Source organism: Microbispora sp. NPDC004025 (assembly GCF_053604425.1).
Map to the genome: position 1 here is coordinate 71,758 of NZ_JBSGHN010000001.1, position 24,146 is coordinate 95,903.

Annotated in this window: 25 protein-coding genes; 17 read left to right on the forward strand and 8 right to left on the reverse strand. The window is 71.8% G+C overall.

The window, feature by feature from the left end; translation table 11 throughout:
• Window positions 1–70: 70 nt before the first annotated feature.
• Together ACWEQG_RS00340 and ACWEQG_RS00345 are read right to left on the reverse strand one after the other, a co-directional pair.
• Window positions 71–637, reverse strand: a complete 567-nt coding sequence (locus tag ACWEQG_RS00340) for a ferritin-like domain-containing protein (RefSeq protein ID WP_452280514.1) — start codon at window positions 635–637, stop codon at window positions 71–73.
• Window positions 630–1,166, reverse strand: coding sequence for a hypothetical protein (locus ACWEQG_RS00345; RefSeq protein ID WP_452280515.1), 537 nt, complete (start codon window positions 1,164–1,166; stop codon window positions 630–632). The genes ACWEQG_RS00340 and ACWEQG_RS00345 overlap by 8 nt, the downstream gene beginning before the upstream one ends.
• 175 nt (window positions 1,167–1,341) lie before the next feature.
• Here ACWEQG_RS00345 and rimP point away from each other — a divergent pair, with 175 nt between their 5' ends.
• From rimP to dapB, 13 genes are all read left to right on the forward strand, one after another.
• The gene (gene rimP / locus ACWEQG_RS00350) at window positions 1,342–1,869 is read left to right on the forward strand and encodes a ribosome maturation factor RimP (RefSeq protein ID WP_363467355.1); all 528 of its coding nucleotides are present in this window, start codon (window positions 1,342–1,344) and stop codon (window positions 1,867–1,869) included.
• Window positions 1,870–1,891: 22 nt separating this feature from the next.
• Window positions 1,892–2,881: a transcription termination factor NusA gene (gene nusA / locus ACWEQG_RS00355; RefSeq protein ID WP_211591473.1), complete on the forward strand. Its 990-nt coding sequence runs from the start codon at window positions 1,892–1,894 to the stop codon at window positions 2,879–2,881.
• Window positions 2,865–3,167 carry a YlxR family protein gene (locus ACWEQG_RS00360; protein WP_363467352.1) on the forward strand — a complete coding sequence of 101 codons (303 nt, stop codon included), beginning with the start codon at window positions 2,865–2,867 and terminating at the stop codon, window positions 3,165–3,167. The genes nusA and ACWEQG_RS00360 overlap by 17 nt, the downstream gene beginning before the upstream one ends.
• 187 nt (window positions 3,168–3,354) lie before the next feature.
• Complete coding sequence (gene infB / locus ACWEQG_RS00365; protein WP_452280516.1) at window positions 3,355–6,468, forward strand: translation initiation factor IF-2; 3,114 nt, start codon at window positions 3,355–3,357, stop codon at window positions 6,466–6,468.
• A 68-nt stretch (window positions 6,469–6,536) separates the two neighbouring features.
• A complete protein-coding gene (locus ACWEQG_RS00370) occupies window positions 6,537–6,836 on the forward strand; it encodes a DUF503 domain-containing protein (RefSeq protein WP_346227619.1) in 300 nt (99 codons plus the stop codon).
• 47 nt (window positions 6,837–6,883) lie between these two features.
• Entirely contained in the window at window positions 6,884–7,372 is a 489-nt protein-coding gene (gene rbfA, locus ACWEQG_RS00375; RefSeq protein ID WP_452280517.1) for a 30S ribosome-binding factor RbfA, read from the forward strand.
• Window positions 7,369–8,388 carry a DHH family phosphoesterase gene (locus ACWEQG_RS00380; protein WP_452280518.1) on the forward strand — a complete coding sequence of 340 codons (1,020 nt, stop codon included), beginning with the start codon at window positions 7,369–7,371 and terminating at the stop codon, window positions 8,386–8,388. Before rbfA ends, ACWEQG_RS00380 begins: the two co-directional genes overlap by 4 nt.
• Window positions 8,385–9,299, forward strand: a complete 915-nt coding sequence (gene truB / locus ACWEQG_RS00385; protein ID WP_452280519.1) for a tRNA pseudouridine(55) synthase TruB — start codon at window positions 8,385–8,387, stop codon at window positions 9,297–9,299. Before ACWEQG_RS00380 ends, truB begins: the two co-directional genes overlap by 4 nt.
• Before the next feature lie 140 nt (window positions 9,300–9,439).
• A complete protein-coding gene (locus ACWEQG_RS00390) occupies window positions 9,440–10,384 on the forward strand; it encodes a bifunctional riboflavin kinase/FAD synthetase (RefSeq protein ID WP_363463557.1) in 945 nt (314 codons plus the stop codon).
• Between the two features lie 166 nt (window positions 10,385–10,550).
• Window positions 10,551–10,820 carry a 30S ribosomal protein S15 gene (rpsO, locus tag ACWEQG_RS00395; RefSeq protein ID WP_030510715.1) on the forward strand — a complete coding sequence of 90 codons (270 nt, stop codon included), beginning with the start codon at window positions 10,551–10,553 and terminating at the stop codon, window positions 10,818–10,820.
• A gap of 282 nt (window positions 10,821–11,102) precedes the next feature.
• Window positions 11,103–13,424, forward strand: coding sequence for a polyribonucleotide nucleotidyltransferase (locus tag ACWEQG_RS00400; RefSeq protein ID WP_452280520.1), 2,322 nt, complete (start codon window positions 11,103–11,105; stop codon window positions 13,422–13,424).
• Entirely contained in the window at window positions 13,421–14,731 is a 1,311-nt protein-coding gene (locus ACWEQG_RS00405) for a M16 family metallopeptidase (RefSeq protein WP_452280521.1), read from the forward strand. The genes ACWEQG_RS00400 and ACWEQG_RS00405 overlap by 4 nt, the downstream gene beginning before the upstream one ends.
• A gap of 211 nt (window positions 14,732–14,942) precedes the next feature.
• Window positions 14,943–15,680, forward strand: coding sequence for a 4-hydroxy-tetrahydrodipicolinate reductase (dapB, locus tag ACWEQG_RS00410; RefSeq protein ID WP_452280522.1), 738 nt, complete (start codon window positions 14,943–14,945; stop codon window positions 15,678–15,680).
• A gap of 63 nt (window positions 15,681–15,743) precedes the next feature.
• On the opposite strand, the gene ACWEQG_RS00415 is transcribed toward dapB, so the two are convergent.
• The gene (locus ACWEQG_RS00415; protein ID WP_452280523.1) at window positions 15,744–16,181 is read right to left on the reverse strand and encodes an N-acetyltransferase family protein; all 438 of its coding nucleotides are present in this window, start codon (window positions 16,179–16,181) and stop codon (window positions 15,744–15,746) included.
• 312 nt (window positions 16,182–16,493) lie between these two features.
• Here ACWEQG_RS00415 and ACWEQG_RS00420 point away from each other — a divergent pair, with 312 nt between their 5' ends.
• Entirely contained in the window at window positions 16,494–17,006 is a 513-nt protein-coding gene (locus ACWEQG_RS00420; protein WP_452280524.1) for a hypothetical protein, read from the forward strand.
• A gap of 242 nt (window positions 17,007–17,248) precedes the next feature.
• Here the strand turns inward: ACWEQG_RS00420 and ACWEQG_RS00425 are convergent, their stop codons facing one another.
• The 3 genes from ACWEQG_RS00425 to ACWEQG_RS00435 all read right to left on the reverse strand — a co-directional run bounded on the left by ACWEQG_RS00425 (window position 17,249) and on the right by ACWEQG_RS00435 (window position 19,538).
• Window positions 17,249–18,121, reverse strand: coding sequence for a 1,4-dihydroxy-2-naphthoate polyprenyltransferase (locus ACWEQG_RS00425; protein WP_363463569.1), 873 nt, complete (start codon window positions 18,119–18,121; stop codon window positions 17,249–17,251).
• Window positions 18,122–18,351: 230 nt separating this feature from the next.
• A complete protein-coding gene (locus ACWEQG_RS00430) occupies window positions 18,352–18,954 on the reverse strand; it encodes a GNAT family N-acetyltransferase (RefSeq protein WP_363463571.1) in 603 nt (200 codons plus the stop codon).
• 38 nt (window positions 18,955–18,992) lie between these two features.
• Complete coding sequence (locus ACWEQG_RS00435; RefSeq protein WP_452280525.1) at window positions 18,993–19,538, reverse strand: CGNR zinc finger domain-containing protein; 546 nt, start codon at window positions 19,536–19,538, stop codon at window positions 18,993–18,995.
• 102 nt (window positions 19,539–19,640) lie between these two features.
• Here ACWEQG_RS00435 and ACWEQG_RS00440 point away from each other — a divergent pair, with 102 nt between their 5' ends.
• The gene (locus ACWEQG_RS00440) at window positions 19,641–19,772 is read left to right on the forward strand and encodes a hypothetical protein (RefSeq protein ID WP_363463575.1); all 132 of its coding nucleotides are present in this window, start codon (window positions 19,641–19,643) and stop codon (window positions 19,770–19,772) included.
• A gap of 2 nt (window positions 19,773–19,774) precedes the next feature.
• Here ACWEQG_RS00440 and ACWEQG_RS00445 read toward each other — a convergent pair whose 3' ends face one another.
• A complete protein-coding gene (locus ACWEQG_RS00445) occupies window positions 19,775–20,569 on the reverse strand; it encodes a hypothetical protein (protein WP_452280526.1) in 795 nt (264 codons plus the stop codon).
• Between the two features lie 87 nt (window positions 20,570–20,656).
• Entirely contained in the window at window positions 20,657–22,069 is a 1,413-nt protein-coding gene (locus tag ACWEQG_RS00450; RefSeq protein ID WP_452280527.1) for an aminotransferase-like domain-containing protein, read from the reverse strand.
• Here ACWEQG_RS00450 and ACWEQG_RS00455 point away from each other — a divergent pair.
• Together ACWEQG_RS00455 and ACWEQG_RS00460 are read left to right on the forward strand one after the other, a co-directional pair.
• Window positions 22,068–23,006, forward strand: coding sequence for a DMT family transporter (locus tag ACWEQG_RS00455; RefSeq protein WP_452280528.1), 939 nt, complete (start codon window positions 22,068–22,070; stop codon window positions 23,004–23,006). The genes ACWEQG_RS00450 and ACWEQG_RS00455 overlap by 2 nt on opposite strands.
• 97 nt (window positions 23,007–23,103) lie before the next feature.
• Window positions 23,104–24,126, forward strand: a complete 1,023-nt coding sequence (locus ACWEQG_RS00460) for a hypothetical protein (protein ID WP_452280529.1) — start codon at window positions 23,104–23,106, stop codon at window positions 24,124–24,126.
• Window positions 24,127–24,146: the final 20 nt, after the last annotated feature.

A 24,146-nucleotide genomic window follows, 5' to 3' on the forward strand; every position in this document is an offset into this window, starting at 1 on the left:
CCCCCGCGCACGACGCACACGGGGCGGCGGCGCCGCCTTTTCGCCGGCCGCCGGTCGTGGCCCGCGCCGCCTACTGGCCGTCGGACGCGGACGGCTCCGGCCGGGCCTCCTGACCGGACGTCTCCGCGGAGCTGTCCGCCGCGGCGGATTCGGCGTCCTGAGTGGGGATGGCGACGTCGAAGTCGGTGCCGTCCCGGCCCATGCCCGGGAACGGGTCACCGATCTTCGGCTGCCAGCCGTACGCCCGGGTCGCGCACTCCTGCGCGGTCAGCGCCGCGATCCGCCGCAGGCCGGGGTCGGGGTCGGCGGCCAGCTCCAGGTAGGCGGTGATCATCCGCTGCTCCACCAGCACGGCCAGGCGCACCGCGTCGGCCGGTTCGCGCACCTCGAAGGGCAGGCGGTAGGTCGGGACCGGCTCGGCGGGGGTGCCGCCCCGCTGGGTGATGAGCGCGCGGAGCTGGTCGCGCCGCGCCCGGTGGGCGTCGAACCCCGCCATGGCGCGCCTGAGCAGCGCACCGCTCGTCTTCCCGCCGATCACTCCGTACGCGAACACGGCGGCGTGCTCGGCGGTCAGGACTCGGCCGAGCACGTCGCCAGCGGCCGGCGGCCCGGTGGGCGCGGTCGGGCTCTCAGTCACGCACCCTCCCCAGGGCGACGACGTGGACGGCCTCGCACGCCCCGATGCTCGCCAGGAGCTGGGACAGAGCGGGGGAGGCCGCGGCCATCTGCGCCGGGCGCGCCGACGAGGCGCGCCGCTCGGCGTCCCTCAGCGTTTGCACCGAGACCGCCGACCGCCCGTCCGACGGCGACCCCGAGGGCGAGGGCGCGGGCGGGGACGGCGGCGCGGGGCTCGCGGGGAACGTTCCCGTGCCGCTCGCGGCGGGCAGGAGCACGCGCAGGGCCTGCAGATGGGCCACGTGACGCTGACGGAACGGCTCCAGCGCCGCGGCCCGGTCCGGCAGGGCGGCGGCCGCGCGCCCGTACAACGACACCAGCTGCTCCTTGCCGGCGATCAGCGAGGCGAGCAGCACGGCCTGCGGGTCCGGCGACGCCGGCTTGACCGGTCGCCGAGGGCTCGAGGAACAGCCGGCCGCGGCCAGACCGGCCGCTGCGGCGGAGCCCAGCAACGCGCGTCTCGTCACCCGTGCCCCGCCGCTGTGTCTCACGACACAGCATCGTACGGCGCGCCGCCCAGTGGTCATCGCCCGGTGACCACGATGATCGTGCACGTGTCGGAGCGCCGCTCGGGTGTGGCGCTGTTTCCACCTCCCGGTGTCGATAGGCTGTTGGCACATCGGGCTAGGCACACGGTCACAGCCACACGGTCATTGGGAGGTCGGCATGGGCATCGACGCTCGACGCGGCCGCCTGGTTGAGCTGCTCGGCCCGGTGGTCGCCGCCGAGGGCTTCGACCTGGAGGACGTGACGGTCACACCGGCGGGCCGCCGGCGGCTGGTGCGCGTCGTGGTGGACCGGGACGGCGGCGTGAGCCTGGACGACGTGGCCGACGTGAGTCAGTCGGTCTCCAAGCGGCTGGACGAGGTGGACGTGCTCGGCGGCAGCCCGTACGTCCTCGAGGTCACCTCTCCCGGCGTCGACAGGCCGCTCACCGAGCCGCGCCACTGGCGCCGGGCGCGCGGGCGGCTGGTGAAGGCGGAGCTGCGGGACGGCACCTCCGCGGAGGGCCGCGTGACCGAGGCCGACGAGACCGGCGTGGAGCTGGACGGCACGCGCCGCCTCGCGTACGGCGAGCTGGTGCGCGGCCGGGTGCAGGTCGAGTTCAACCGGCGCGACGCCGGGCTCGACGACGAACTTGACGAGGACCTCGATGTCGACGAAGACATCGACGACGCCGACGACGAGGGCTAGGGGGAGCCTTGTGGACATTGACATGAGCGTCCTGCGCAGCCTGGAGCGGGAGAAGGACATCTCCTTCGACCTGGTCGTCAAGGCGATCGAGGACGCGTTGCTCATCGCGTACTTCCGGACGGAGGGCGCGGCGCAGAAGGCGCGCGCCGAGCTGGACCGCGACACGGGCCACGTGATCATCTGGGCGGCCGAGCTGGACGAGAACGGCGACGTCGTGCGGGAGTACGACGACACCCCGTCCAACTTCAGCCGGATCGCCGCCACCACGGCCAAGCAGGTGATCCTGCAGCAGCTGCGCGACGCCGAGGACGAGATCAACTTCGGCGAGTTCGCCAGCCGCGAGGGCGAGCTCGTCGCGGGCGTCATCCAGCAGGGCAAGGACCCGCGGGTGGTGCTGGTCGACCTCGGCAAGATCGAGGCGATCCTGCCGCACAACGAGCAGGTCCCGGGCGAGGAGTACGCGCACGGCGAGCGCATCCGCTGCTACGTCGTGCAGGTGAAGAAGGGGCCCAAGGGCCCGTCGGTCACCCTGTCGCGCACTCATCCCAACCTCGTGAAGAAGCTCTTCGCGCTGGAGGTCCCGGAGATCGCCGACGGCACGGTGGAGATCGCGGCCATCGCGCGCGAGGCCGGCCACCGCACCAAGATCGCGGTGAGGTCGCGCAAGCCCGGCGTCAACGCCAAGGGCGCCTGCATCGGCCCGATGGGCTCGCGCGTGCGCAACGTCATGACGGAGCTGCACGGCGAGAAGATCGACATCATCGACTGGTCGGAGGATCCGGCGGAGTTCGTCGGGAATGCCCTGTCGCCCGCGCGTGTTTCCCGTGTCGAGGTGGTCGACGCCGACAGCCGCACCGCGCGGGTGATCGTGCCCGACTACCAGTTGTCCCTGGCGATCGGCAAGGAAGGGCAGAACGCCCGCCTCGCCAACCGTCTGACGGGCTGGCGGATCGACATCCGGCCGGACACCGAGCAGGCACCTGCTGATCCCGCTGATGCGTCGGCAAGGTAAGCTGGAATATGGTTACCAGGCAGCCCCGCTGAGAACGTGTGTGGGCTGCCGGGTTCGCACGGTAAAGTCCGAGTTGCTCCGCCTGGTCGTGGCCGAGGGCGTGATCGTCCCCGACACGGCAGGACGGCTTCCGGGACGCGGTGCGTCGCTGCACCCGTCCCCGCGCTGTCTGGAGCTCGCCGAGCGTCGCCGGGCGTTCCCTCGCGCGTTCCGCGTGGAGGGGCCGCTTGACACGTCGCTCTTGCGGGCTCACGTGGAGGGGTTGACGCCGGGGCGGTCCGGGTGAATGGTTACCGCTGGCCCTCGGTATCGGCTCCGGGAGCCAGGGCACGACGAAATTGTCATGTAGGACGCCGAGTTGATGGGCGGAGTCAGATTGCTATGAGCGCCTGATGAGCACGCGGCGATGAGTACGTTCAGGTAGCGACGGTCCGGCGGCACTGCAAGCCTCCCGGGCCGAGTTAGGGAGTGCAGTGGCGAAGGTCCGCGTATACGAGCTCGCCAAGGAGTTCGGGGTCGAGAGCAAGGTCGTCATGGCCAAGCTCACCGAAATGGGCGAGTTCGTGAGGTCGGCATCCTCGACGATAGAGGCGCCGGTCGTCCGCAAATTGACTGAGGCGTTCAAGGGTGACGCCTCCAAGGGCGGGGGTAGGCCCGCCCGTCCGGCGCAGCCGAAGCCTGCGCCGAGGCCGGCTGAGAGCCAGGCCAACGGGGGCGCCCCGCAGGCGCCCGTTTCCCAGTCCACCGGCGCGGTGGCCAAGCCGGGCCCGAAGCCCGGCCCGCGGCCCGCTCCGCGTCCGGTCCCGATGCCTCACCCGCCGGTGTCCCAGCCGGACGTGGCGCGCCCCGAGGCCGCCCGTCCGCAGACGCCGCGTCCGGAGGTCCAGCGTCCGGATGCCCCGCGTCCGGATGCCCCGCGTCCGGCGGCCGCGGGCCCCAGGCCGGGTGCTCCCGGCGCCGGCGCGCCGAAGCCCGGTCCCAGGCCGGCCTCGGCCCCGCGCCCGGGTGGCGCACCCGCCGGTCCCGGCGCACCCACCGGCGGCGCTCCGCGCCCCGGCGGGCCCAAGCCGGGCCCGCGCGGCCCGCGTCCGGGCAACAACCCGTTCTCCTCGAACGCCAGCGGCATGGGCCAGCGCCCCGCGCGTCCGGGCGGTCGTGACGGCGGTCGTCCCGACCGCGGTGACCGTCCCGAGCGTGCGGACGGTCCGCGCGAGCCGCGCCGTGACGGCGGCCGGGACGGCGCCATGCCGCGTCCGCCGGCCGCGCGTTCCGGCGCTCCGGGCGCCGGCGGTCCGCGTCCCGGGCCCGCGGGCCCGCGTCCCGGACCGGGCATGGGCGGTCCGCGCCCCGGCCCCGGCGCCGGTGGCCCGCGTCCAGGCGGTCCGCGTCCGAACCCGATGATGATGCCGCAGGGTCGTCCGGCCGCGCCGGGCGGCGGTGGCCGTCCCGGTGGTCCCGGCGGCGGTGGCCGTCCCGGTGGTCCCGGCGGCGGTGGCCGTCCGGGTGGCGGCGGCGGTCGTCCCGGTGGCTTCGGCGGTCCGCGTCCCGGTGGCGCCACGGGTGCCGGTCGCCCCGGTGGTCCCGGCGGCGGTCCGGGTGGTGGCGGCGGCGGCTTCGCCGGCCGTCCGGGTGGCGGCGGCGGCCGTGGCCGCGGTGGCGGCACGGCGGGCGCGTTCGGGCGTCCTGGCGGCCGTCCGACCCGTGGCCGCAAGTCCAAGCGCCAGAGGCGCCAGGAGTTCGACAACATGCAGGCCCCGGCGATCGGTGGCGTGCAGGTTCCGCGCGGCGGTGGTCAGACCATCCGTCTTCCGCGGGGCGCGTCCCTGTCGGACTTCGCCGACCGGATCGGCGCCAACCCCGCGTCGCTGGTGCAGATCATGCTGCACCTCGGCGAGATGGTGACGGCGACGCAGTCGGTCAACGAGGAGACCCTGCAGCTGCTCGGCGCCGAACTGGACTACGACGTCCAGGTCGTCAGCCCGGAGGAGGAGGACCGCGAGCTCCTCGAGTCCTTCAAGATCGAGTTCGGCGAGGACGAGGGCGACGAGGCCGACCTCGCGCCGCGTCCGCCGGTCGTGACCGTCATGGGTCACGTCGACCACGGTAAGACGAAGCTGCTCGACGCGATCCGCCACACCAACGTGGTGGCCCGCGAGGCCGGCGGCATCACCCAGCACATCGGCGCCTACCAGGTGGGCACGACGCACGAGGGCGAGCCGCGGAAGATCACCTTCATCGACACCCCGGGTCACGAGGCGTTCACCGCCATGCGTGCCCGCGGTGCGCAGGCCACCGACATCGCGGTGCTGGTGGTCGCGGCCGACGACGGTGTGAAGCCGCAGACCATCGAGGCGCTCAACCACGCTCAGGCGGCGAACGTCCCGGTCGTGGTGGCGGTCAACAAGATCGACAAGGAGGGCGCGGACCCGACCAAGGTGCGGGCCCAGCTCACCGAGTACGGCCTGGTGGCCGAGGAGTTCGGTGGCTCCACCCTCTTCGTCGACATCTCCGCCAAGCAGAGCCTGGGCATCGACAACCTGCTCGAGGCCATCCTGCTGACCGCCGACGCCGAGCTGGACCTGCGGGCCAACCCGGAAATGGACGCCCAGGGCCTCGCGATCGAGGCGCACCTCGACAAGGGCCGCGGCCCGGTCGCGACCGTGCTCGTGCAGCGCGGCACGCTCCGGGTGGGCGACTCGATCGTCTGTGGTGAGGCGTTCGGCCGCGTCCGCGCCATGCTGGACGACAACGGCGAGACGGTCGAAGAGGCCGACCCGTCGCGTCCGGTCCTGGTCCTCGGTCTGACGGCCGTCCCGCGCGCCGGTGACAACTTCATCGTCGTCACCGACGACCGGATGGCCCGCCAGATCGCCCAGCAGCGGGCGGCCAGGCAGCGGATCGCCGACATGGCGAAGTCCGGCCGCCGCCGCACTCTCGAGGAGCTGTTCAAGGACCTCGAGAAGGGTCAGGTCGACGAGCTCAAGCTCATCATCAAGGGTGACGTCTCCGGTTCCGTCGAGGCCCTGGAGGACGCGCTGCTCAAGATCGACGTCGGCGACGAGGTGCGCCTGCGGGTGCTCCACCGCGCGGTCGGCGCCATCACCGAGCACGACGTCAACCTGGCGATGGGCGACGACAACGCCGTCATCATCGGCTTCAACGTCCGGCCCGAGGTACGGGCGCGGGACCTGGCCGAGCGCGAGGGCGTGGACATCCGGTACTACTCGGTCATCTACCAGGCGATCGAGGAGATCGAGGCGGCCCTCAAGGGCATGCTCAAGCCGGAGTTCGAGGAGGTCAGGACCGGCACCGCGGAGATCCGCGAGGTCTTCAAGGTTCCGAAGATCGGCAATGTCGCCGGTTCGATCGTCCGCTCGGGCGTGATCACCCGCAACAGCAAGGCCCGGCTCATCCGCGACGGCGTCGTGGTGGCCGACAACCTCACCGTCTCGTCGCTGCGCCGCTTCAAGGACGACGCGACCGAGGTCCGCGAGGGCTTCGAGTGCGGTATCGGTGTCGGCTACAGCGACATCAAGATCGACGACGTCATCGAGACGTTCGAGATGCAGGAGAAGCCGCGCGTCTGACGCATCGTGCCGCCGCCTCCGCCACGTGCGGGGGCGGCGGCCCGGCGTTCGGGACGTGGTGACAACCCATGTTCATCGGTGCTCTTACTCTGGACATCCTGCTGGGCGACGTCCGTTCGCTGAAGCAGAAGCGCTCGCTGGTCCGGCCGCTCATCGCCGAGATCCAGCGCAAGTACCCCGCCATCGCCGTCGCGGAGGCGGGGCATCTCGACCTTCACCGGCGCGCCGAGATCGGCGTGGCCGTCGTGTCGGCGTCCGCGGCCAACTGCGACGAGGTGCTGGACGCCTGCGAACGCCTGGTCGCCTACCACCCCGAGATCGAGTTGCTGTCCGCGCGACGGCGGCTCTTCAACGACCACGAGGAATAGACGGCCCGGCCCGCGCGTCAGCCGTACAGATACGAGGGAGCGTGAGCATGGACGCAGCGCGTGCCAGAAAGCTGGCCGACCGCATCCAGCAGGTGGTCGCGGAGATGCTGGAGCGGCGGATCAAGGATCCGCGGCTGGGGTTCGTGACGGTGACCGACGCGAAGGTCACCGCGGACCTGAGCGACGCGACCGTCTACTACACGGTGTTCGGCTCCGAGGCGGAGCGGGCCGACACGGCCGCCGCCCTGGAGAGCGCGAAGGGCATCATCCGGTCCGAGGTCGGCCGGCAGACCGGCCTGCGGCACACCCCCGGTCTCACGTTCGTGCACGACCCCCTCCCCGACAACGCGCGTCACATGGACGACCTGTTCGCGCTCGCCAAGGCCAAGGACGCCGAGGTCGCCCGCCAGGCGGAGGGCGCGAAGTTCGCCGGGGACGCCGACCCCTACCGCTTCGAGGAGGACCTCGACGCCGAGGCGGCCGAGGAGGAGGGCGAGGACGAGCCCTCCGACCGGGCGGGACGCCCCGCGCGGTGACCGCGATCGACGAGACGGCGATCGGCGAGACGGACTGGCGGCGGGCGGCCGATCTGATCGACGCCGCCGGCTCCCTGGCCTTGGCCTGCCACGTGTCCCCGGACGGGGACGCCCTCGGCTCGATGCTCGGTCTGGGGCTGGCGCTCGCGCACACCGGGAAGAAGGTCGTGGCGTCCTTCGGCGACCGGGCCTTCGCGGTGCCCCGGCTGCTGCGGTTCCTGCCCGGGCAGCGGCTGCTGGTGGAGCCGTCGGCCTACCCCGCCGAGCCCGACCTGATGGTCACCTTCGACGCCTCCACGATGGAGCGGCTGGGCCTGCTCGCGCCCCACGCGGGCAAGGCCGGCGAACTCGTCGTGATCGACCACCACGTGTCGAACACCCGCTTCGGGACGGTCCACCTCGTGGATCCCGCGGCGGCCTCGACCACGATGGTCGTCGAGGAGCTCATCCGCCGGCTCGGGCTCACGGTGGACCGGGAGGTCGCCACCTGCCTGTACGCCGGCCTGGTGACCGACACCGGCTCCTTCCGGCACTCCATCACCACTCCGGCCGCCCACGCCATGGCCGGGCGGTTGCTGGCCACGGGACTGCGCCCTGAGGAGATCGCCAGGGAGCTGTGGGACCGCTCCCCGTTCGCGTACCTGCGGGTGCTCGGCACGGCGCTCGGGCGGGCCGCTCTGGAGCCGGACGCCGCGGGCGGCCTTGGGCTGGTGTGGACCTACGTGAGCCGCGCCGACCGCGCCGCGGAGGGCCTGCCGTACGACGAGGTGGAAGGCGTGATCGACGTCGTGCGCCGCGTCGACGAGGCGGAGGTCGCGGTCGTCCTCAAGGAGGACGACGAGGGCGGCTGGAACGTCTCGACCCGATCGAAGGGCGCGGTGGACGTGGCGCGGGCCTGCGCCGCGCTCGGCGGCGGCGGCCACCCGCGTGCCGCCGGATTCTCCTCGGCGCTGTCGGTGGCGGACACGCTGGCCGCCCTGCGTCCCCACCTCGCTCCGGAAGGGAGCCGGCCGTGAGCCCGGCCCAGCCAAGAAGGACACAGAACAGAAGAACTCCTCCGCCGAGCGGTCTGATCATCGTGGACAAGCCGTCCGACTGGACGTCGCACGACGTGGTGGGCAAGATGCGCGGCGTCGCGGGCACCCGCAAGGTCGGCCACGCGGGCACGCTCGACCCGATGGCCACCGGCGTGCTGGTGATCGGGGTGGAGAAGGCGACCCGCCTCCTCGGGCACCTCGCGCTGACCGAGAAGGTCTACGAGGCGACGATCCGCCTCGGCGTGACGACGAACACCGACGACGCCGAGGGCGAGGTGATCGCCACCACCCCGGCGGGGCACGTGACCGACGAGCAGGTGCGCAAGGGCGTCGCCGCGCTCACCGGTGAGATCATGCAGGTCCCGCCGCAGGTGAGCGCCATCAAGGTGGACGGTCAGCGGGCCTACAAGCGGGCCCGCGCCGGCGAGGAGGTCGAGCTGGCCGCCCGGCCGGTCACGATCCACGCGTTCGAGGCCGGGGAGATCAGGCGGACCCCGGAGACGGTGGACCTGGACGCCGTGATCACCTGCTCCAGCGGCACCTACATCCGGGCGCTGGCCCGCGACCTCGGCGCGTCGCTCGGCGTCGGCGGCCACCTCACCCGGCTGCGCCGCACCCGGGTCGGGCCGTACGGCATCGAGGCGGCCCGCACGATCGAGGACCTCGCCCGGGAGTGCGTGATCATGCCCATGGCCGACGCGGTGGCGGCGGCCTTCCCCCGCAGGGACGTGGGCGAGGACGAGGCGCGGCTGGTCGCGCACGGCGGCAGGCTGCGCGCGGCGGGCCTCGGGCCCGGCCCGATCGGCGTCTTCGGGCCGGACGGAGCGCTGCTCGCGCTCGCCGAGGAGCGCGGCGGGACGGCCCGGCCCCTGGTGGTCTTCGCCTCCTGACGCCGGGGCTGGTTCCCCGGCACCCTGGTTCCCCGGCACCCCCTGGGGCATGGCAGTCTTGTCTACTGCGCGCTTCCCACGCGAGGCGACTCAGGCGCCGTGCCGGAGGCGCGGCAGATGAACACAGAAGCGAGGTCGAGGTGCAGAGCTGGCACGGGCTGGACGAGGTCCCCCAGGACTGGGGCAGGTCCGTCGTCACGATCGGCGTGTTCGACGGCGTGCATCTCGGTCACCAGCGGATGGTGGCCCGCGCGGTGGACATGGCCCGCGATCTGGGGCTGCCGGCCGTGGCCGTCACCTTCGACCCGCATCCCGACGAAGTCGTACGGCCGGGGAGCCACCCGCCGCGGCTCACCACCACCGCCCGCCGGGCCGAGCTGCTCTTCGCGCTCGGCGTGGACGCGGTGTGCGTGCTGCCGTTCACGCTGGAGTTCTCCCGGATGTCGCCGGACGAGTTCGTCCAGACGGCTCTGGTCGACCGGCTGCACGCGGCGGGGGTCGTGGTGGGGGAGAACTTCCGCTTCGGCCACAAGGCGTCGGGCGATCTGGAGACGCTGCGGACGCTGGGGGAGAAGTACGACTTCACGGCCGAGGGAGTGCCTCTGGTCAGCGACGGCGACGCCATCTCCTCCACGTTGATCCGGGAGCGGCTGGCCACCGGCGACGTCGCGGGCGCGGCCGCCCTGCTGGACCGTCCGCACCGAGTGGAGGGCGTGGTGGTCCGCGGTCACCAGCGCGGCCGGGCGCTCGGCTTCCCCACCGCCAACGTCGAATCGCCGCAGCACACGGCCATCCCCGCCGAGGGCGTCTACGCCGGGTGGCTGCAGTGCGTGCAGAGCCCCTCGCCGTACGAGGGGGAGCGCTGGCCGGCCGCGATTTCGATCGGGACCAACCCCACGTTCGACGGAGTGGAGCGCACGGTCGAGGCGTACGCGCTGGACCGCGACGACCTGGACCTGTACGGCGCGCACGTGGCGGTGGACTTCGGCGAGCGGCTGCGCGACACGCTGCGGTTCGACTCGATCGAGGCGCTGATCGAGCAGATGCACGCCGACGTGGCCCGGGCCCGGGAGCTCACGTCCTGAAGGGCCGGCGTGACGCGGCGTGTCCTACGGGCTGGTAGGGTTGTATGTCAGCCATGTTCAGGTGGCGTTAGCCACCCGGCTGTCCTGTCACGGCGACTGTAGGCACGCACGGTCGTTCGCGGGCTGGGAACCGTTGCGCGTGCCACTTCACCAGAACGGAGAAGCAGTGTCGCTTGACGCCGCTACCACCAAGTCCATCATCGGCGAGTACGGCACCAGCGAGGGTGACACCGGGTCGCCGGAGGTCCAGATCGCGCTTCTGAGCAAGCGGATCAGCGACCTCACCGAGCACCTGAAGACGCACAAGCACGACCACCACAGCCGTCGTGGTCTGCTTCTGCTGGTGGGCCGCCGTCGCCGGCTGCTGAAGTACCTGCAGGCCAAGGACATCACCCGCTACCGCTCCCTCATTGAGCGGCTGGGCCTTCGCCGATAAGGTGAGGAAGGAGCGGCGATTCTTCGCCGCTCCTTTTCCATAACGGGCCACAATGGCCTGAGCGAACAACTGAATAGCCGAGACCAACTGCCCCGCGTCCGCAAGCAAGCCGCAGCGCGATCCCGCGGCGTGAGAGGGCCGGTCCTCGGTAGTGGCCCCCGGTCGGCACGGCGACAGCCGTTTGTACGGACCGGGCGCTTCGATCGAAGACCGGCACTGCACCTGAACGGGGAGCCCGGCAACCGAGGACGCGGGAGACCGACCCGAAAGAGGAGGTCCCCCGTGGAGGGTGTCCACAGCACAGAGGCCGTCATCGACAACGGTCCCTTCGGCACGCGCACGATCAGGTTCGAGACCGGGCGGCTCGCCCGGCAGGCGGCGGGAAGCGCCGTCGCGTACCTGGACGACGAGACGATGATCCTGTCCGCGACCACCGCGTCGAAGCATCCCAAGGAGAACCTGGACTTCTTCCCGCTCACGGTCGACGTCGAGGAGCGGATGTACGCGGCCGGGCGCATTCCCGGCTCGTTCTTCCGCCGGGAGGGCAGGCCGTCCGAGGACGCGATCCTCACCTGCCGCCTCATCGACCGGCCGCTGCGCCCGTCGTTCGTGAAGGGCCTGCGCAACGAGATCCAGATCGTCGCGACGGTCATGGCCCTGCACCCCGAGCACCTGTACGACGTGATCGCGATCAACGCCGCGAGCATGTCCACGCAGCTCGCCGGGCTGCCGTTCTCCGGCCCGATCGGCGGCGTCCGCGTCGCGCTGATCGACGGCCAGTGGGTGGCGTTCCCGACCCACACCGAGCTCGAGCGCGCCACGTTCGACATGGTCGTCGCCGGGCGCGTCCTGGCCGACGGCGACGTCGCGATCATGATGGTCGAGGCCGAGTCGACCCGCGACACGCTCAAGCTGGTCGCCGAGGGCGCGGTGGCCCCGACCGAGGAGGCCGTGGCCCAGGGCCTGGAGGCCGCCAAGCCGTTCATCAAGGTGCTCTGCGAGGCGCAGTCGAAGCTGGCCGAGGTCGCGGCCAAGCCGACCGCCGAGTACCCGATCTTCCTCGACTACCAGGACGACGCCCTGGAGGCCGTCACCGCCGCGGTCAAGAGCGAGCTCGCCTCCGCGCTGACGATCGCCGGCAAGCAGGAGCGCGAGCTGGAGATCGACCGCGTCAAGCTGCTGGCGGCCGAGAAGCTGCTGCCGGACTTCGAGGGCCGCGAGAAGGAGATCGGCGCCGCGTTCCGGTCGCTCACCAAGAAGCTGATGCGCGAGCGCGTCATCAGCGAGGGCGTCCGCATCGACGGCCGTGGCCCGAAGGACATCCGGCAGCTCAACGCCGAGGTCCACGTGGTGCCGCGGGTGCACGGGTCGGCCCTGTTCGAGCGGGGTGAGACGCAGATCCTCGGCATCACGACGCTGAACATGCTGCGCATGGAGCAGATGATCGACACGCTCAACCCTGAGCGGACCAAGCGCTACATGCACAACTACAACTTCCCGCCGTACTCCACCGGCGAGACGGGCCGCGTGGGCTCGCCGAAGCGCCGCGAGATCGGCCACGGCGCGCTGGCCGAGCGGGCGCTGATCCCGGTGCTGCCGTCGCGCGAGGAGTTCCCGTACGCCATCCGGCAGGTGTCGGAGGCGCTCGGGTCGAACGGCTCGACCTCCATGGGGTCGGTCTGCGCCTCCACGATGGCCCTGCTCGACGCGGGCGTGCCGCTCAAGGAGATGGTCGCCGGCATCGCGATGGGCCTCATCGGCGAGGGTGACACCTACGTCACGCTGACCGACATCCTCGGCGCCGAGGACGCCATGGGCGACATGGACTTCAAGGTCGCCGGCACCAAGGACCTGATCACCGCACTCCAGCTCGACACCAAGCTGGACGGCATCCCGGCCCACGTGCTCGCCGCCGCGCTGAAGCAGGCGCGCGGCGCCCGGCTGGCGATCCTCGACGTGATGCAGGAGGCCATCGACTCTCCGGCGGAGATGAACCCGACCGCGCCGCGCATCATCACGATCAAGGTGCCGGTCGACAAGATCGGCGAGGTCATCGGCCCCAAGGGCAAGATGATCAACCAGATCCAGGACGACACGGGTGCCGAGATCACCATCGAGGACGACGGCACGATCTACATCGGCGCCACCGACGGCCCGTCCGCCGAGGCCGCCCGTACGCTGATCAACGGCATCGCGAACCCGCACATGCCGGAGGTCGGCGAGCGTTACCTGGGCACGGTCGTCAAGATCGCCGCCTTCGGCGCGTTCGTCTCGCTGCTGCCGGGCAAGGACGGCCTGCTGCACGTCTCGCAGATCCGCAAGCTGCACGGCGGCCGGCGGATCGAGAACGTCGAGGACGTCATGAACGTCGGCGAGAAGATCCAGGTGGAGATCGCCGAGATCGACTCGCGCGGCAAGCTCTCGCTGGTGCCGGTCGAGGTGGTCGAGAAGGAGGCCGCCGAGAAGGAGGCCGCGGCCGAGAACGGCGAGGCCCCGCCCGCGCCGGCCGAGGCCGCCGACGCTCCGGCGGAGGAGGAGCAGCCGCGGACGCCGCGCCGCAGCCGCAGCCGCACCCGTGGCGGACGTGACGAGCGCAACTCGTGACGACCGAGACGCTGTTCCCGGGCAAGGACGGTGCGGGGGTCATCCGCCGCACCGTCCTTCCCGGCGGCCTCCGGGTCGTGACCGAGACGATGCCGACCGTGCGAAGCGTGGCGGTCGGCCTGTGGGTGGGCATCGGTTCGCGTGACGAGGCCCCCGAGCACATGGGGGCCACCCACTTCCTGGAGCACCTGCTCTTCAAGGGCACGCCCACGCGCGACGCCATGGAGATCTCGGCGTCCATCGAGGGCATCGGCGGTGAGATCAACGCGTTCACCGCCAAGGAGTACACCTGCTACTACGCCCGGGTGCTCGACGAGGACCTGCCGCTGGCGATCGACGTGCTCGCCGACGTGGTGACCTCCTCGCTGATCACCGAGGAGGACGTGGAGTCGGAGCGCGGCGTGATCCTGGAGGAGATCGCCATGCACGACGACGATCCCTCGGACGTGGTGCACGAGCAGTTCTCCGCCGAGCTGTACGGCGACACGCCGGTGGGCCGCCCGATCCTCGGCAACGAGGAGTCGATCAACGCGCTCACCCGTGACCGCATCCACGAGTACTACCAGCGGTTCTACGTCCCGCCTCGCACGGTCGTGTCGGTGGCGGGCAACATCGACCACGAGCGGGTGGTCGCGCTGGTCGCGGCGGCGTACGAGCGGGCGGGCGCCCTGGGCGGCTCCGCCGCGCCCGCGCCCCCACGTCTAGGCGGTCCCGGCGTGGACGTCCGCAGCGGTGTCCGGGTGCTCGATCGGCCCACCGAGCAGGCCAACCTGGTGCTGGGCATGACCGCCGTGGACCGCAACGACGACCGGCGCTTCGCCCTCGGCGTCCTGAACGCGGCGCTCGGCGGCGGCATGTCGTCGCGTCTGTTCCAGGAGATCCGGGAGAAGCGTGGCCTGGCCTACAGCGCCTACAGCTACACCTCCCAGTACGCCGACACCGGGCAGTTCGGCATCTACGTGGGCTGCCTGCCCTCGAAGGTGGACGACGTGCTCAAGATCTGCCGCGACGAGGTGGCCAGGGTCGTGGCCGAGGGCATCTCCTCCGAGGAGATCGCCCGCGGCAAGGGCCAGATGCGCGGCGGACTGGTTCTCGGCCTGGAGGACACCGGATCGCGCATGTCCAGGATCGGCAAGAGCGAGCTCGTGTACGAGCGCCTCATGACGGTCGACGAGGTGCTCGCGCGGATCGAGGGGGTCACCCCCGAAGAGATCACCGCGATCGCCGAGGACATCCTCAACCGGCCGCTGACGCTCGCGGTGATCGGGCCCTACTCCGACAAGGACTTCGGCTTCGCCATCGCCTGACCGTGCCACTGGAGGCCGCGCCGGCGCCGTCGTGCGTCGCGCGGCCTCTCGCGTCCCCGCGGCATGCGGGCCGCCCGCTCGTCGCGGCCCGGCCACGCGTACGCCCGTCACGGCTCTCGCCGCGGCGGCGCCTCCCCGCCGTCGCGGGCACGGGCGCGCCGGGCCGCTCCTCGCCGTCCCGGCTCCGGCCGTCACGTATAGCCTTGGGCGCGTGATTAAGGTCGGTGTTCTTGGCGCCCGAGGGCGCGTGGGTGTGGAAGTGTGCAAGGCCGTCGAGGCGGCCGACGACCTGGAGCTCGTGGCGGAGGTCGACAAGGACGACCCGCTCGACGCCCTGACCGGCGCCGAGGTGGTGGTGGATTTCACCCACCCCGACGTCGTCATGGGCAACCTCGAGTGGTGCATCTCCCACGGGATCCACACGGTCGTGGGCACGACGGGCTTCGACGCCGGACGGCTGGAGACCGTGCGGGGCTGGCTGGCCGCCAACCCGGGGACCAACGCGCTGATCGCCCCCAACTTCGGCATCGCCGCCGTGCTGATGATGCACTTCGCCGCGCAGGCGGCCAAGCACTTCGAGTCGGTCGAGATCGTCGAGCTGCACCACCCGCACAAGGCCGACGCCCCCTCCGGCACCGCCCGCCGTACGGCGGAGCTGGTGGCGCAGGCGCGGCACGAGGCGGGGCTCGGTCCCTCTCCCGACGCGACGACCACCGCCCTCGACGGCGCCCGGGGCGCGACGGTGGGCGACGTCCACGTGCACGCCGTACGGCTCGCCGGGCTGATCGCCCACCAGGAGGTCATTCTCGGCGGCGAGGGGGAGACCCTCACGATCCGGCACGACACGATGAGCCGGGCGTCGTTCACACCGGGCGTCCTGCTGGGCGTACGCCGCGTGCCGGAGCTCGACGGCCTCACCATGGGCCTGGAGCGCCTTCTCGACCTGTAGAGCGGTCACAGTGGCCGCGCCGCCCGGCCCGTCGTCGTGGGGACGGGCCCGGGCGGCGCCCCTTCACGATCTGCTCAGGGTGATGAACGGGCCGCCGCCCTCGGGCGGGTGATAGCGGTCCACCTCGGTGAAGCCGTGTGCTTCGGCGAAGCGCAGACCGTCGGTGTTGGACGCCAGCACGACCGTCTCGATCACGCTCGCGTCCAGTGAGCGCGCGTGAGCCACCGACCGCGCGTACATCTCCTCGCCGTAACCCCGCCGCCGGTAGGCGGGAAGCACACGCACGATCACGGTCGCGACCGGCGAGCCGTTCCTGGGCGGACGCACCGTGGAGCAGCCGACCAGCTCGCCGCCGGCGTAGGCCACCTCCAGGTGGTTGCGTCCTGCGCGTTCGCGTACCTCGTCGAGGGTCAGCGGGTCATCGGGAATGATCACGTTGTGGGCGTGCCGCCAGTCCTCGAGGGTGGCGTCGGTCACGGAGTCGATCCGCAGGGTGGGCATGGGAGACATGCAAGCGACGCCCAGCGCTCCGGGCAAACAATTTACGCATGGCGGGCATGAGCGGGCGCCTTTAACGTTTCGGCGGTATCTGCCCAGTTCACGCGACAAGAGGCTGCTCAGGGAGTCCCGTCGTCTACTCGGGGCGGCAAAAATCATCCATGCGGTTCAGGTCCTTCTCCAGAACGGTTTTCGGTGGTCCGAAGCGGTTCGAAGCCGCTTCCGCCCTACGGCATGGTTGTCCCCCGGACCGCCGCCCGGCGGCCCGTCCCGAACGACGACCCCCCGGAGAAAGGCATGACTACCATGGCCGACATGGACCTCGAAGAGCGCGTTACGGGACTCGAGACGGACGTGCAGTCCATCAAGATCCTCATCCGTGCCGTCGACGACAAGGTCGAGCGTGCGCGCCTGGACATTCAGCAGGCACAGGGTGCGAACGTCCGCCTGTTCCAGGCGGCGCGCGACGACGCGACGGAGTTCCGCGCGCGTGTGGACTCGCGTTTCGCCGAGATGAGGGCCAGGTTCGACATCGCCGACGAACGGTTCACGGCGATGGAGGACCGCTTCATCGGCGTCGAGGCCCGGCTCGAAGTCGTCGGCCGCCGCCTCGACGGTCTGGACGCGCGGATCGATCGCGTCGAGACCCGTCTCGACGGCATCGACCGGCGGCTGGACGGCATGGACGCCCGGTTCGACGCCGTGGACGCCCGGTTCGACGCCGTGGGCGAGCGACTCGACCAGATGGACGCGCGGTTCGACAAGATGGATGCGAGGTTCGACGAGGTGATCGCGCTCATCAAGGACCGGCTCGTGGGCCAGGGCTAACCGCCTAAAGGATGACGCGCTCCTGAGCAGGGACCTCCACGATGCGGCCCGGCTGGCGGCCACGGCGTGCCGCATCCGGAGGTCCTGGAGCGCGGCCAGAGCCGGCGGCGAAGGGCTCGCGCAGCCGGTGTGCGATGTCCAGCATCCGGGCGCCCAGCCGCGCAGCGCCCGATCCGGTGACGACGGCCGTACTCGTCGGCCGGCAGCCATCGCAGGGGCGATCCCCCGCTGCTGGGACTTGCTCAGAACAGGGCGAGACCGAGGGTGAACAGGGCGCCGAAGACGAGCTGCAGGCGGCCGGTCTGCTGGAGCGTCGCGATGAGCGCGGGGCCGGTGGCGCCGGAGCGGACCGTCCTGATCGGGGCCACCACGAGGGGGAGCGCCAGCACGGTCAGCGCGGCGAAGGGCCTGACCGGCACCAGGGCGAGCGCGCACACGAAGGGCAGCACCAGGGTCGCCGAGTAGGCCAGGCGTGTGCGGGCGTCACCCAGCACCACGGCCAGCGTGCGCTTGCCGGAGGGGCCGTCGGTCACGATGTCGCGCAGGTTGTTGACCACGAGGAGCGCGCAGGCGAGCAGCCCCACGGGCACGGCCGCGGCCAGCGAGAGCCAGGTCAGCCGCTCCACCTGGACGTACGTCGTCCCCGCGACGGCCACGAGGCCGAAGAACACGAAGACCGAGATCTCCCCGAGCGCGCGGTAGCCGTACGGGCGGGAGCCCCCGGTGTAGAACCACGCGGCCAGGATGGAGGCGAGGCCGACGAGCAGCAGCCACCAGGCGCGGGTGGCCACCACCAGGACGAGACCGGCAACCGCGGCGGCGAGGAAGCAGCCGAGAGCGGCGGCGAGCACCTGCTTCGGGGGAGCGACGCCCGAGCCGACCAGCCGCAGCGGTCCCACCCGGTCCTTGTCGGTGCCCTTCACGCCGTCGCTGTAGTCGTTGGCGTAGTTGACCCCGACCTGCAGCGCCAGGGCGACGAACAGCGCGAGCGCCGCTCGCCACCAGACCGCGCCGCCCTCCGCGACGGCGGCTCCGGTGCCGACGGCGACCGGGACGACGGCGGCGGGCAGCGTACGGGGGCGTGCGCCCGCTAACCATTGAGCTGGGGTGGCCACGTGACTCCCTTTTCCTACCTGTGCGTAGCCGGTGAAGGCGTACCTAGTCTGGCCAATCCCCCGTCATCCCTTGACGGCGGGGTTGGCGGACGCGACGCCGCCGGGGGCGGAACGCCCTGCGGACGGGCAGGAGGGGAAGGGTGAACCGTGGTCCGGTGCGGGTTCGCAGTGCGGCGCGGGCGCGCTCGGCGGATGGCCGTGGTCAGGACGACCGTCTCCGCGTCGAGCTCTCAGCTGATGTCGGTGGTGAGGCGGATCATCCTGATCGGGCGGCCCATGTCGAGGACGCGCTCGGCCTCGTCCTCGCCCCATCCGGCCGACTCGAGGAAGCCCAGCATCGGGTGGTTGTCGGCGAAGACCCAGGTGACCACCGTGCTGTAGCCGTCCTCACGCAGGTGGTCCACCGTGGCGTTGAGCAGTCTGCTGCCGTGTCCGCGCCTGATGTGGTTGGGATCGACGAGCAACGTCATCAGCTCGGCCGTCGTGGCGGGATGGAGATCCGGGTCCTCGGCGGGTCCGTGCGAGGCCAGCCCCACGACCCGGTCGGAGGCGCGCTGCGCCGCGGTCGCCAGGATGCCTCCGGGCCCGAGCGCGGTGAACGCGTCGGTGTCGGGCACCACTCGCTCGACGGCGACGAGCAGGCGGTGACGCGGCGAGGGCGGGGAGAGGATCGCCTCCTCCCACTGGCGGCGCCACATCTTCTCCGCCGCCGGCCCGGTCATCTGCTCCAGCGGGATCGGTGGCAGGAAGTCGCGATAGACAGCCTTCCACGCCCGGATCTGGGTGCTGGTCACCGCGTCGACGTCCTCGAGGCGGGCAGCTCTAACACCCATTCGGCGGGCTCCTTTCTTAGCCTGTAACACCGTACTGGTCAGGAGGGCCTCGGCGTACCTTCCGCCTGGCGTCGTGCCCGATATGCCCGGGTTTTTGTGCGGTTTCCGCAGACGCGCATGGAGCACCAGGAGCGAGACCGGTTTTTCGAGGAGTCGATGAACGCCCATTGACAGGTGCTCTCGGCGCACACCTTCAGCCGCGGCCAGGTGCCGTCGGCGTGGGCGGCCGGGATCAGCGCCGCGAGCCGCGCGAGCCCGCCCGCCACTCCGGGCACCGTCGGCTCCAGGACCGGCGTGCCCGCCGAGAGCGTCACCCGCACCGGCAGCCCCGCCAGTGCGGCGTCCAGCCCTTCCGGCACCTCGTACGAACCCCCGTCGTGGTTGCCGCGCAGCGCGGTCCGCAGCCCTTCGCGCAGCTGGGTCGCCACGGCGAGATCCTCGTCGGCGGCACGGTCGTCGTCGCCGATCAGCTTCCGTTCGCGCAGCCAGACGGACAGCTCGGCCGGCGAGGCCAGCTCGTCGGCGTCTCCCTCGACGTCGTAGGTGTTCACGAAGTCGCGGAGCAGCTCCGCCGGGCCCGTCATGATCGATCACCCCTCGTGACCACTGTACGACAGTCGGAGGTCGCGGAATAACAACACCTACGTAAGCGTTTCACTGGTGTCGGTCATTCCGAGGAGGATCTCATGCGTGTCAGCTACCTGGCCTATCTGGCCCTGCGGAACAGCGAGCGCCGCGAGCGTCTGTCGCGGGCCGATCGCCGCGGAGAGCGTGGAGAGCGCGGAGAAGAGCCCCGGTCCGGCCGCGAGCGTCACTGAGCTCAAAGGCCCAGCCGTCGCACGGCGGTTCGCCAGTTCCTGGCGATCGCCTGCTGCGCCTTCGCGAGCGGCACCTCGCCCCGGCAGACCGCCCGCCACAGGGTGAGCTCGACCGCGTCCTTGGCGGCCGGGGTCTTCCCCGTGCCGGCCAGCATCGGCTGCGGCCACAGGTTCTTCGCGCTCTTCGGCGATCCGCCGAGGGACAGCGGGATGAGGTGGTCCTCCTTGTAGTGCGAGGGCTTCCTGTCCGCGTAGCCGTACTGAGCGATCTGCGTCACACGCAGGGCCTGCGTGTAGCTCGCCGGGGGCGCGACCTTCCTGCCATAACCGGCCGTGCAGATCGTCGATTTGATCGACTTTTGGGTGACGGCGGGGTTGCGCGCCCCCGGCTGGCACTTCGGGTCCGGCAGCGGCAGGTACTTCTGGGAGCACTTCGGCCCCGTCGGCCTGGCGGTCGGGGTGGCCTTCGGCGTCGGCTTGGGTGTGGGCTTCTGAGTGGGCTGTTGGGTGGGGCCTCCCGAGGAGCCGGCCGGCTTCCACCGCCAGGCCGAGCCGTCCTGCGCGCACCGGTAGTGGTCCCCGTCCTCCGAGTACCCGTCCCTGCCGTGGGCCGCCGCCGGGCAGAACGCGCCGGGCGTGACGCATTCCCAGTGGTCCCCGGCCTGGCGGTAGCAGCCGGTCGAGGCCGGTGTCCGGGCGGAGGCGGCCTCGGCGGCCTCGGCGGCGATCGGAGCGGCGAGCGGGCCGGCCGACGCGAGCACGGCGCATGACGCGATCGACATGAAGCGGACGCGCACGGTGTCTCCTCTGTGAAGGGGGGCGATAGGGCGACAGAGAAGAGACGGCTCAGGCGGGGCGCAGGTTGTCTCCCGGGACTGGTGTGACTAACCGGGCGTCCGGGCGGGTGAGGCGAGAATCGGGCCGAGACGGCGGACGCCCTCGTCGAGCTCGGGCAGGCCCGTCGCGGCCGTGTGGGTCAGCCGGAGCCGCGGGCCCGGCGGCTCGGAGGGGTAGTAGATGCGCCCCGGGCTCACCAGCACGCCCTGTGCCTGTGCCGCCTCGACCACCTCCGCCTCGTCCGTGCCGGGCGGGAGCCGTACCCAGACGTGCAGGCCGCCGGCGGGCACCAGATGCACCTCGGCGGCGGGCGCGTGACGGGCGAGCCCGGCCAGCAGCGCGGCCTGCCGTACGCCGATCTCCTGGCGGACGGTGCCGAGGTGGCGCCGCCAGGCGGGGGAGCCGACGAACTCGACGGCCGTCTCCTGCAGGGGCCGGGCGACGAAGAACGACTCCACCACCTGGCAGGCCCGCAGCCGGTGCGCGGCCGGGCCCCGCGCGATCAGGCCCGCCACCCGCAGGCTCGGTGAGGTGATCTTGCTCAGCGACAGGACGTGGACCACCGTGCCGTGGGCGTCCACGCTCACCATGGGCGGCGGGACCGGGCCGGTGGCCAGGTATCGCGCGTAGTCGTCCTCGATCACGAACGCCCCCGCGGCCCGGGCCACGGCCAGCACCTGTTCCCTGCGCTCCCGGGTCAGCGTCGCCCCGGTGGGGTTGTGCAGCGTCGGCTGGCAGTAGAACACCCGCGCCCCCGTCATCGCGAACGCCTCCGCCAGCAGGTCGGGCCGTACGCCGTCCCGGTCGAGGGGCACCGCGCTCGCCCGCAGTCCTGCGGCCTTGGCCGCCGCGAGCGCTCCCGGGTAGGTGGGGGTCTCGACGAGGATCGGCGAGCCGGGGGCCGCCAGTGCGCGGAACGCGAGGGTGAGCGCCGACTGACCGCCGCTCACGACGAGCACGTCGTCCTGCGTCACCGCGCCGCCGACCTCCGTGGCGAACCAGCGGCGCAGCTCCGGCAGGCCGTTCAGCGGGGGCATGCTCCACGCCTCCGGACGGCGTACGGCTCGCGCGGCCGCCGCGGCGAGCGCCCGCACGGGGCGCAGCTCGGGGTTGAGATAGCCGCCGGTGAGCGGCACGACGCCGTCGGCGGGCTGGGCCAGCAGGCTCGCGGTCGCCGAGTCGTCCACCACCCGGTCGCCCAGGGCGACGGTCTGCCACGACAGGTCGGGCGCATCGGCGACCGGCCGCCGGGCCGGGGCCACGAACACCCCCGCGCCGGGCCGGGTGACGACCCGCCCCTCCGCCGCGAGCTGCGCGATCGCCCGCGAGACCGTCACCGGGCCCACGCCGTGGCGGCGCATGATCTCCCTGCTCGGCGCCAGCCGCTCGCCCGGCCGCGCCCGTTCCGTCTCCTCCCTCAGGATCGCGGCGAGACGGGCGATACTGCTATCGTCATTCATGAAGATTGACAATAGCGCTATCGCTGTCCTTCCGATAGCGGACTCCCCTCGCCGTTCCGCGTGGCGGGGCAGCCTCCTGGCCGGCGTGGGCGTGCTGTCGTTCTCGGGGTCGTTTCCCGCGACCGTGTTCGCGATGCGGGGGTTCGATCCGTACCTCGTCGCGATCGGGCGCGCGGCCATCGCGGCGCTCGCCGCCGTGATCTGCCTCAAGGCGGCAGGTGCGCCGCTCCTGCCGCCCCGCGCCCACCTGCGGTCGTACGCGATGATCGTGCTGGGCGTGGTCGTCGGCTTCCCGCTGTTCAGCGGCCTGGCCCTCGACGGCGGCGCGAGCACGGCCCACTCCGCCGTCGTCATCGGCCTGCTCCCGGCCGCCACGGCCGCGTTCGCGGTGCTGCGGGCGGGGGAGCGGCCGCGGCCCCTGTTCTGGGCGGCCTGCGCGGCGGGCGCGTTGTCGATCACCGTGTTCACCCTGACCCGGGGGACCGGCCGTTTCGCCGGGGCGGACGTGCTCCTCGTGCTCGCCCTGCTGTCGGCCGCCGTCGGCTACACCGAGGGCGGGCGCCTGGCGCGGGAGACGCCCGGCTGGCGGGTCATCTCGTACGCGCTGGTGCTGGCGGCCCCGCTCACCGTGCCCGTGACGGTGGTGCTGGCGGTCACCACACCCGTGGAGCCTTCGGCCGTGTCGCTCGCCGGGTTCGCGTACGTCGCGCTGGTGTCGATGTTCCTCGGGTTCATCCCGTGGTACGCCGGGCTCGCGATGGGCGGGATCGCGCGGGCCGGGCAGATCCAGCTCGCGCAGCCGCTGCTCACCCTGGTGTGGGCCTGGCTGCTGCTGGACGAGGAGATCGGCGTCGCGACGATCGTGGCGGCCGCCGCCGTGCTGGTGTGCGTCGCGGTCACGCAGGGCAGCCGCGGACGGCGAGGTGTGGGCGCTTGAGCGGTGTGGGCACTTGATTGGTATGACGGCGCGGCGCAGGATGAGGCTGACGCTGTTACATGGTGATGTGAGTCACAGGTGCGGGGATGGTGAGACGATGTCGGACGTCGTGGTTCCCGAGGGCGGTTTCTGGCCGGCTCCCGAGATCCCGCAGCCCAACATCTACCCGATGGAGTGGCGGGTGGAGACCGGGAAGCTGGCGGCGATCTACGAGAAGTCCAAGCGCATGGTCTGGAACCCCGCCGACCTGCCGTGGAACCTGCTCGACCCCGGGGAGTTCACGGCCGAGCAGCGGCTGGGAATCATGTACTGGTTCTCGGTGCTGGCCAACTTCGACGCCTCCGGCCCCGCCGTCTTCGCCCGCGCCACGATCCAGGCGTTCGAGAAGCACGAGGAGGATCCGGTACGCAAGTGCTTCTTCTCGATCACCCGTGACGAGATGAACCACGAGGAGTGCTGCCAGCGGGTGATCGCGCGGCTGTGGCCTGGCGGCCCGCTGGACTGGCAGCCCTCCACCGACCTGGAGCGGGCGGCGCACAACAACATCGGCTGGCTCTACCACAACGGCGGGCGCTACTGGAACGGCTACAACGCGGCCGTGGGCAAGTATTCGCTCGCCGTGCTGTTCACGAGCTTCATGATGGGGGAGATGGCGGCCTCGACGCTGTTTCGCGGGATGGCCTCGGGCACCGAGCACCCCCTGTTCTCGGACATGTTCCACAAGATCGGCCGGGACGAGTCGCGCCACCTCCAGATCTGCATGACGATCCTGGAGAACGAGTGGCCGGGGCTCACCGACGACGTGCGCGGCCTGATCACGCGCCAGTTGCGCGCCGGGTTCGTCTTCCTGTCGATGATCCTTTGGGAGCCGCCGGAGGGCTTCTGGGAGCTCCCGCCGTACTTCCTGCACAACCACCGGGTGCTCATGGACCACGCGCGCGAGGGCGGCCTCGGCGTGCTGTCGTACGAGGAGCAGGCCGACAACTGGCGGCTGGCCATGGCCCGGGTACGCGCGATCGTCGAGCGGTGGGGCATCGAGTTCCCCGCGATCCCCGAGCTCGACATCGACGGCGTGGAGGTCGACGTCATCGACCCGGAGGACATCATCCCGGTCTTCTGACTCCTATCGGACGGCCGGTC

Coding starts and splice junctions, on each gene's coding strand:
- rimP (WP_363467355.1), top strand. CDS start 1,342: ATGGGCATCGACGCTCGACGCGGCCGCCTGGTTGAGCTGCTCGGCCCG.
- nusA (WP_211591473.1), top strand. CDS start 1,892: ATGAGCGTCCTGCGCAGCCTGGAGCGGGAGAAGGACATCTCCTTCGAC.
- ACWEQG_RS00360 (WP_363467352.1), top strand. CDS start 2,865: ATGCGTCGGCAAGGTAAGCTGGAATATGGTTACCAGGCAGCCCCGCTG.
- ACWEQG_RS00370 (WP_346227619.1), top strand. CDS start 6,537: ATGTTCATCGGTGCTCTTACTCTGGACATCCTGCTGGGCGACGTCCGT.
- rbfA (WP_452280517.1), top strand. CDS start 6,884: ATGGACGCAGCGCGTGCCAGAAAGCTGGCCGACCGCATCCAGCAGGTG.
- ACWEQG_RS00415 (WP_452280523.1), bottom strand. CDS start 16,181: ATGCCCACCCTGCGGATCGACTCCGTGACCGACGCCACCCTCGAGGAC.
- ACWEQG_RS00420 (WP_452280524.1), top strand. CDS start 16,494: ATGGACCTCGAAGAGCGCGTTACGGGACTCGAGACGGACGTGCAGTCC.
- ACWEQG_RS00430 (WP_363463571.1), bottom strand. CDS start 18,954: ATGGGTGTTAGAGCTGCCCGCCTCGAGGACGTCGACGCGGTGACCAGC.
- ACWEQG_RS00435 (WP_452280525.1), bottom strand. CDS start 19,538: ATGACGGGCCCGGCGGAGCTGCTCCGCGACTTCGTGAACACCTACGAC.
- ACWEQG_RS00440 (WP_363463575.1), top strand. CDS start 19,641: ATGCGTGTCAGCTACCTGGCCTATCTGGCCCTGCGGAACAGCGAGCGC.
- ACWEQG_RS00455 (WP_452280528.1), top strand. CDS start 22,068: ATGAAGATTGACAATAGCGCTATCGCTGTCCTTCCGATAGCGGACTCC.
- ACWEQG_RS00450 (WP_452280527.1), bottom strand. CDS start 22,069: ATGAATGACGATAGCAGTATCGCCCGTCTCGCCGCGATCCTGAGGGAG.
- ACWEQG_RS00460 (WP_452280529.1), top strand. CDS start 23,104: ATGTCGGACGTCGTGGTTCCCGAGGGCGGTTTCTGGCCGGCTCCCGAG.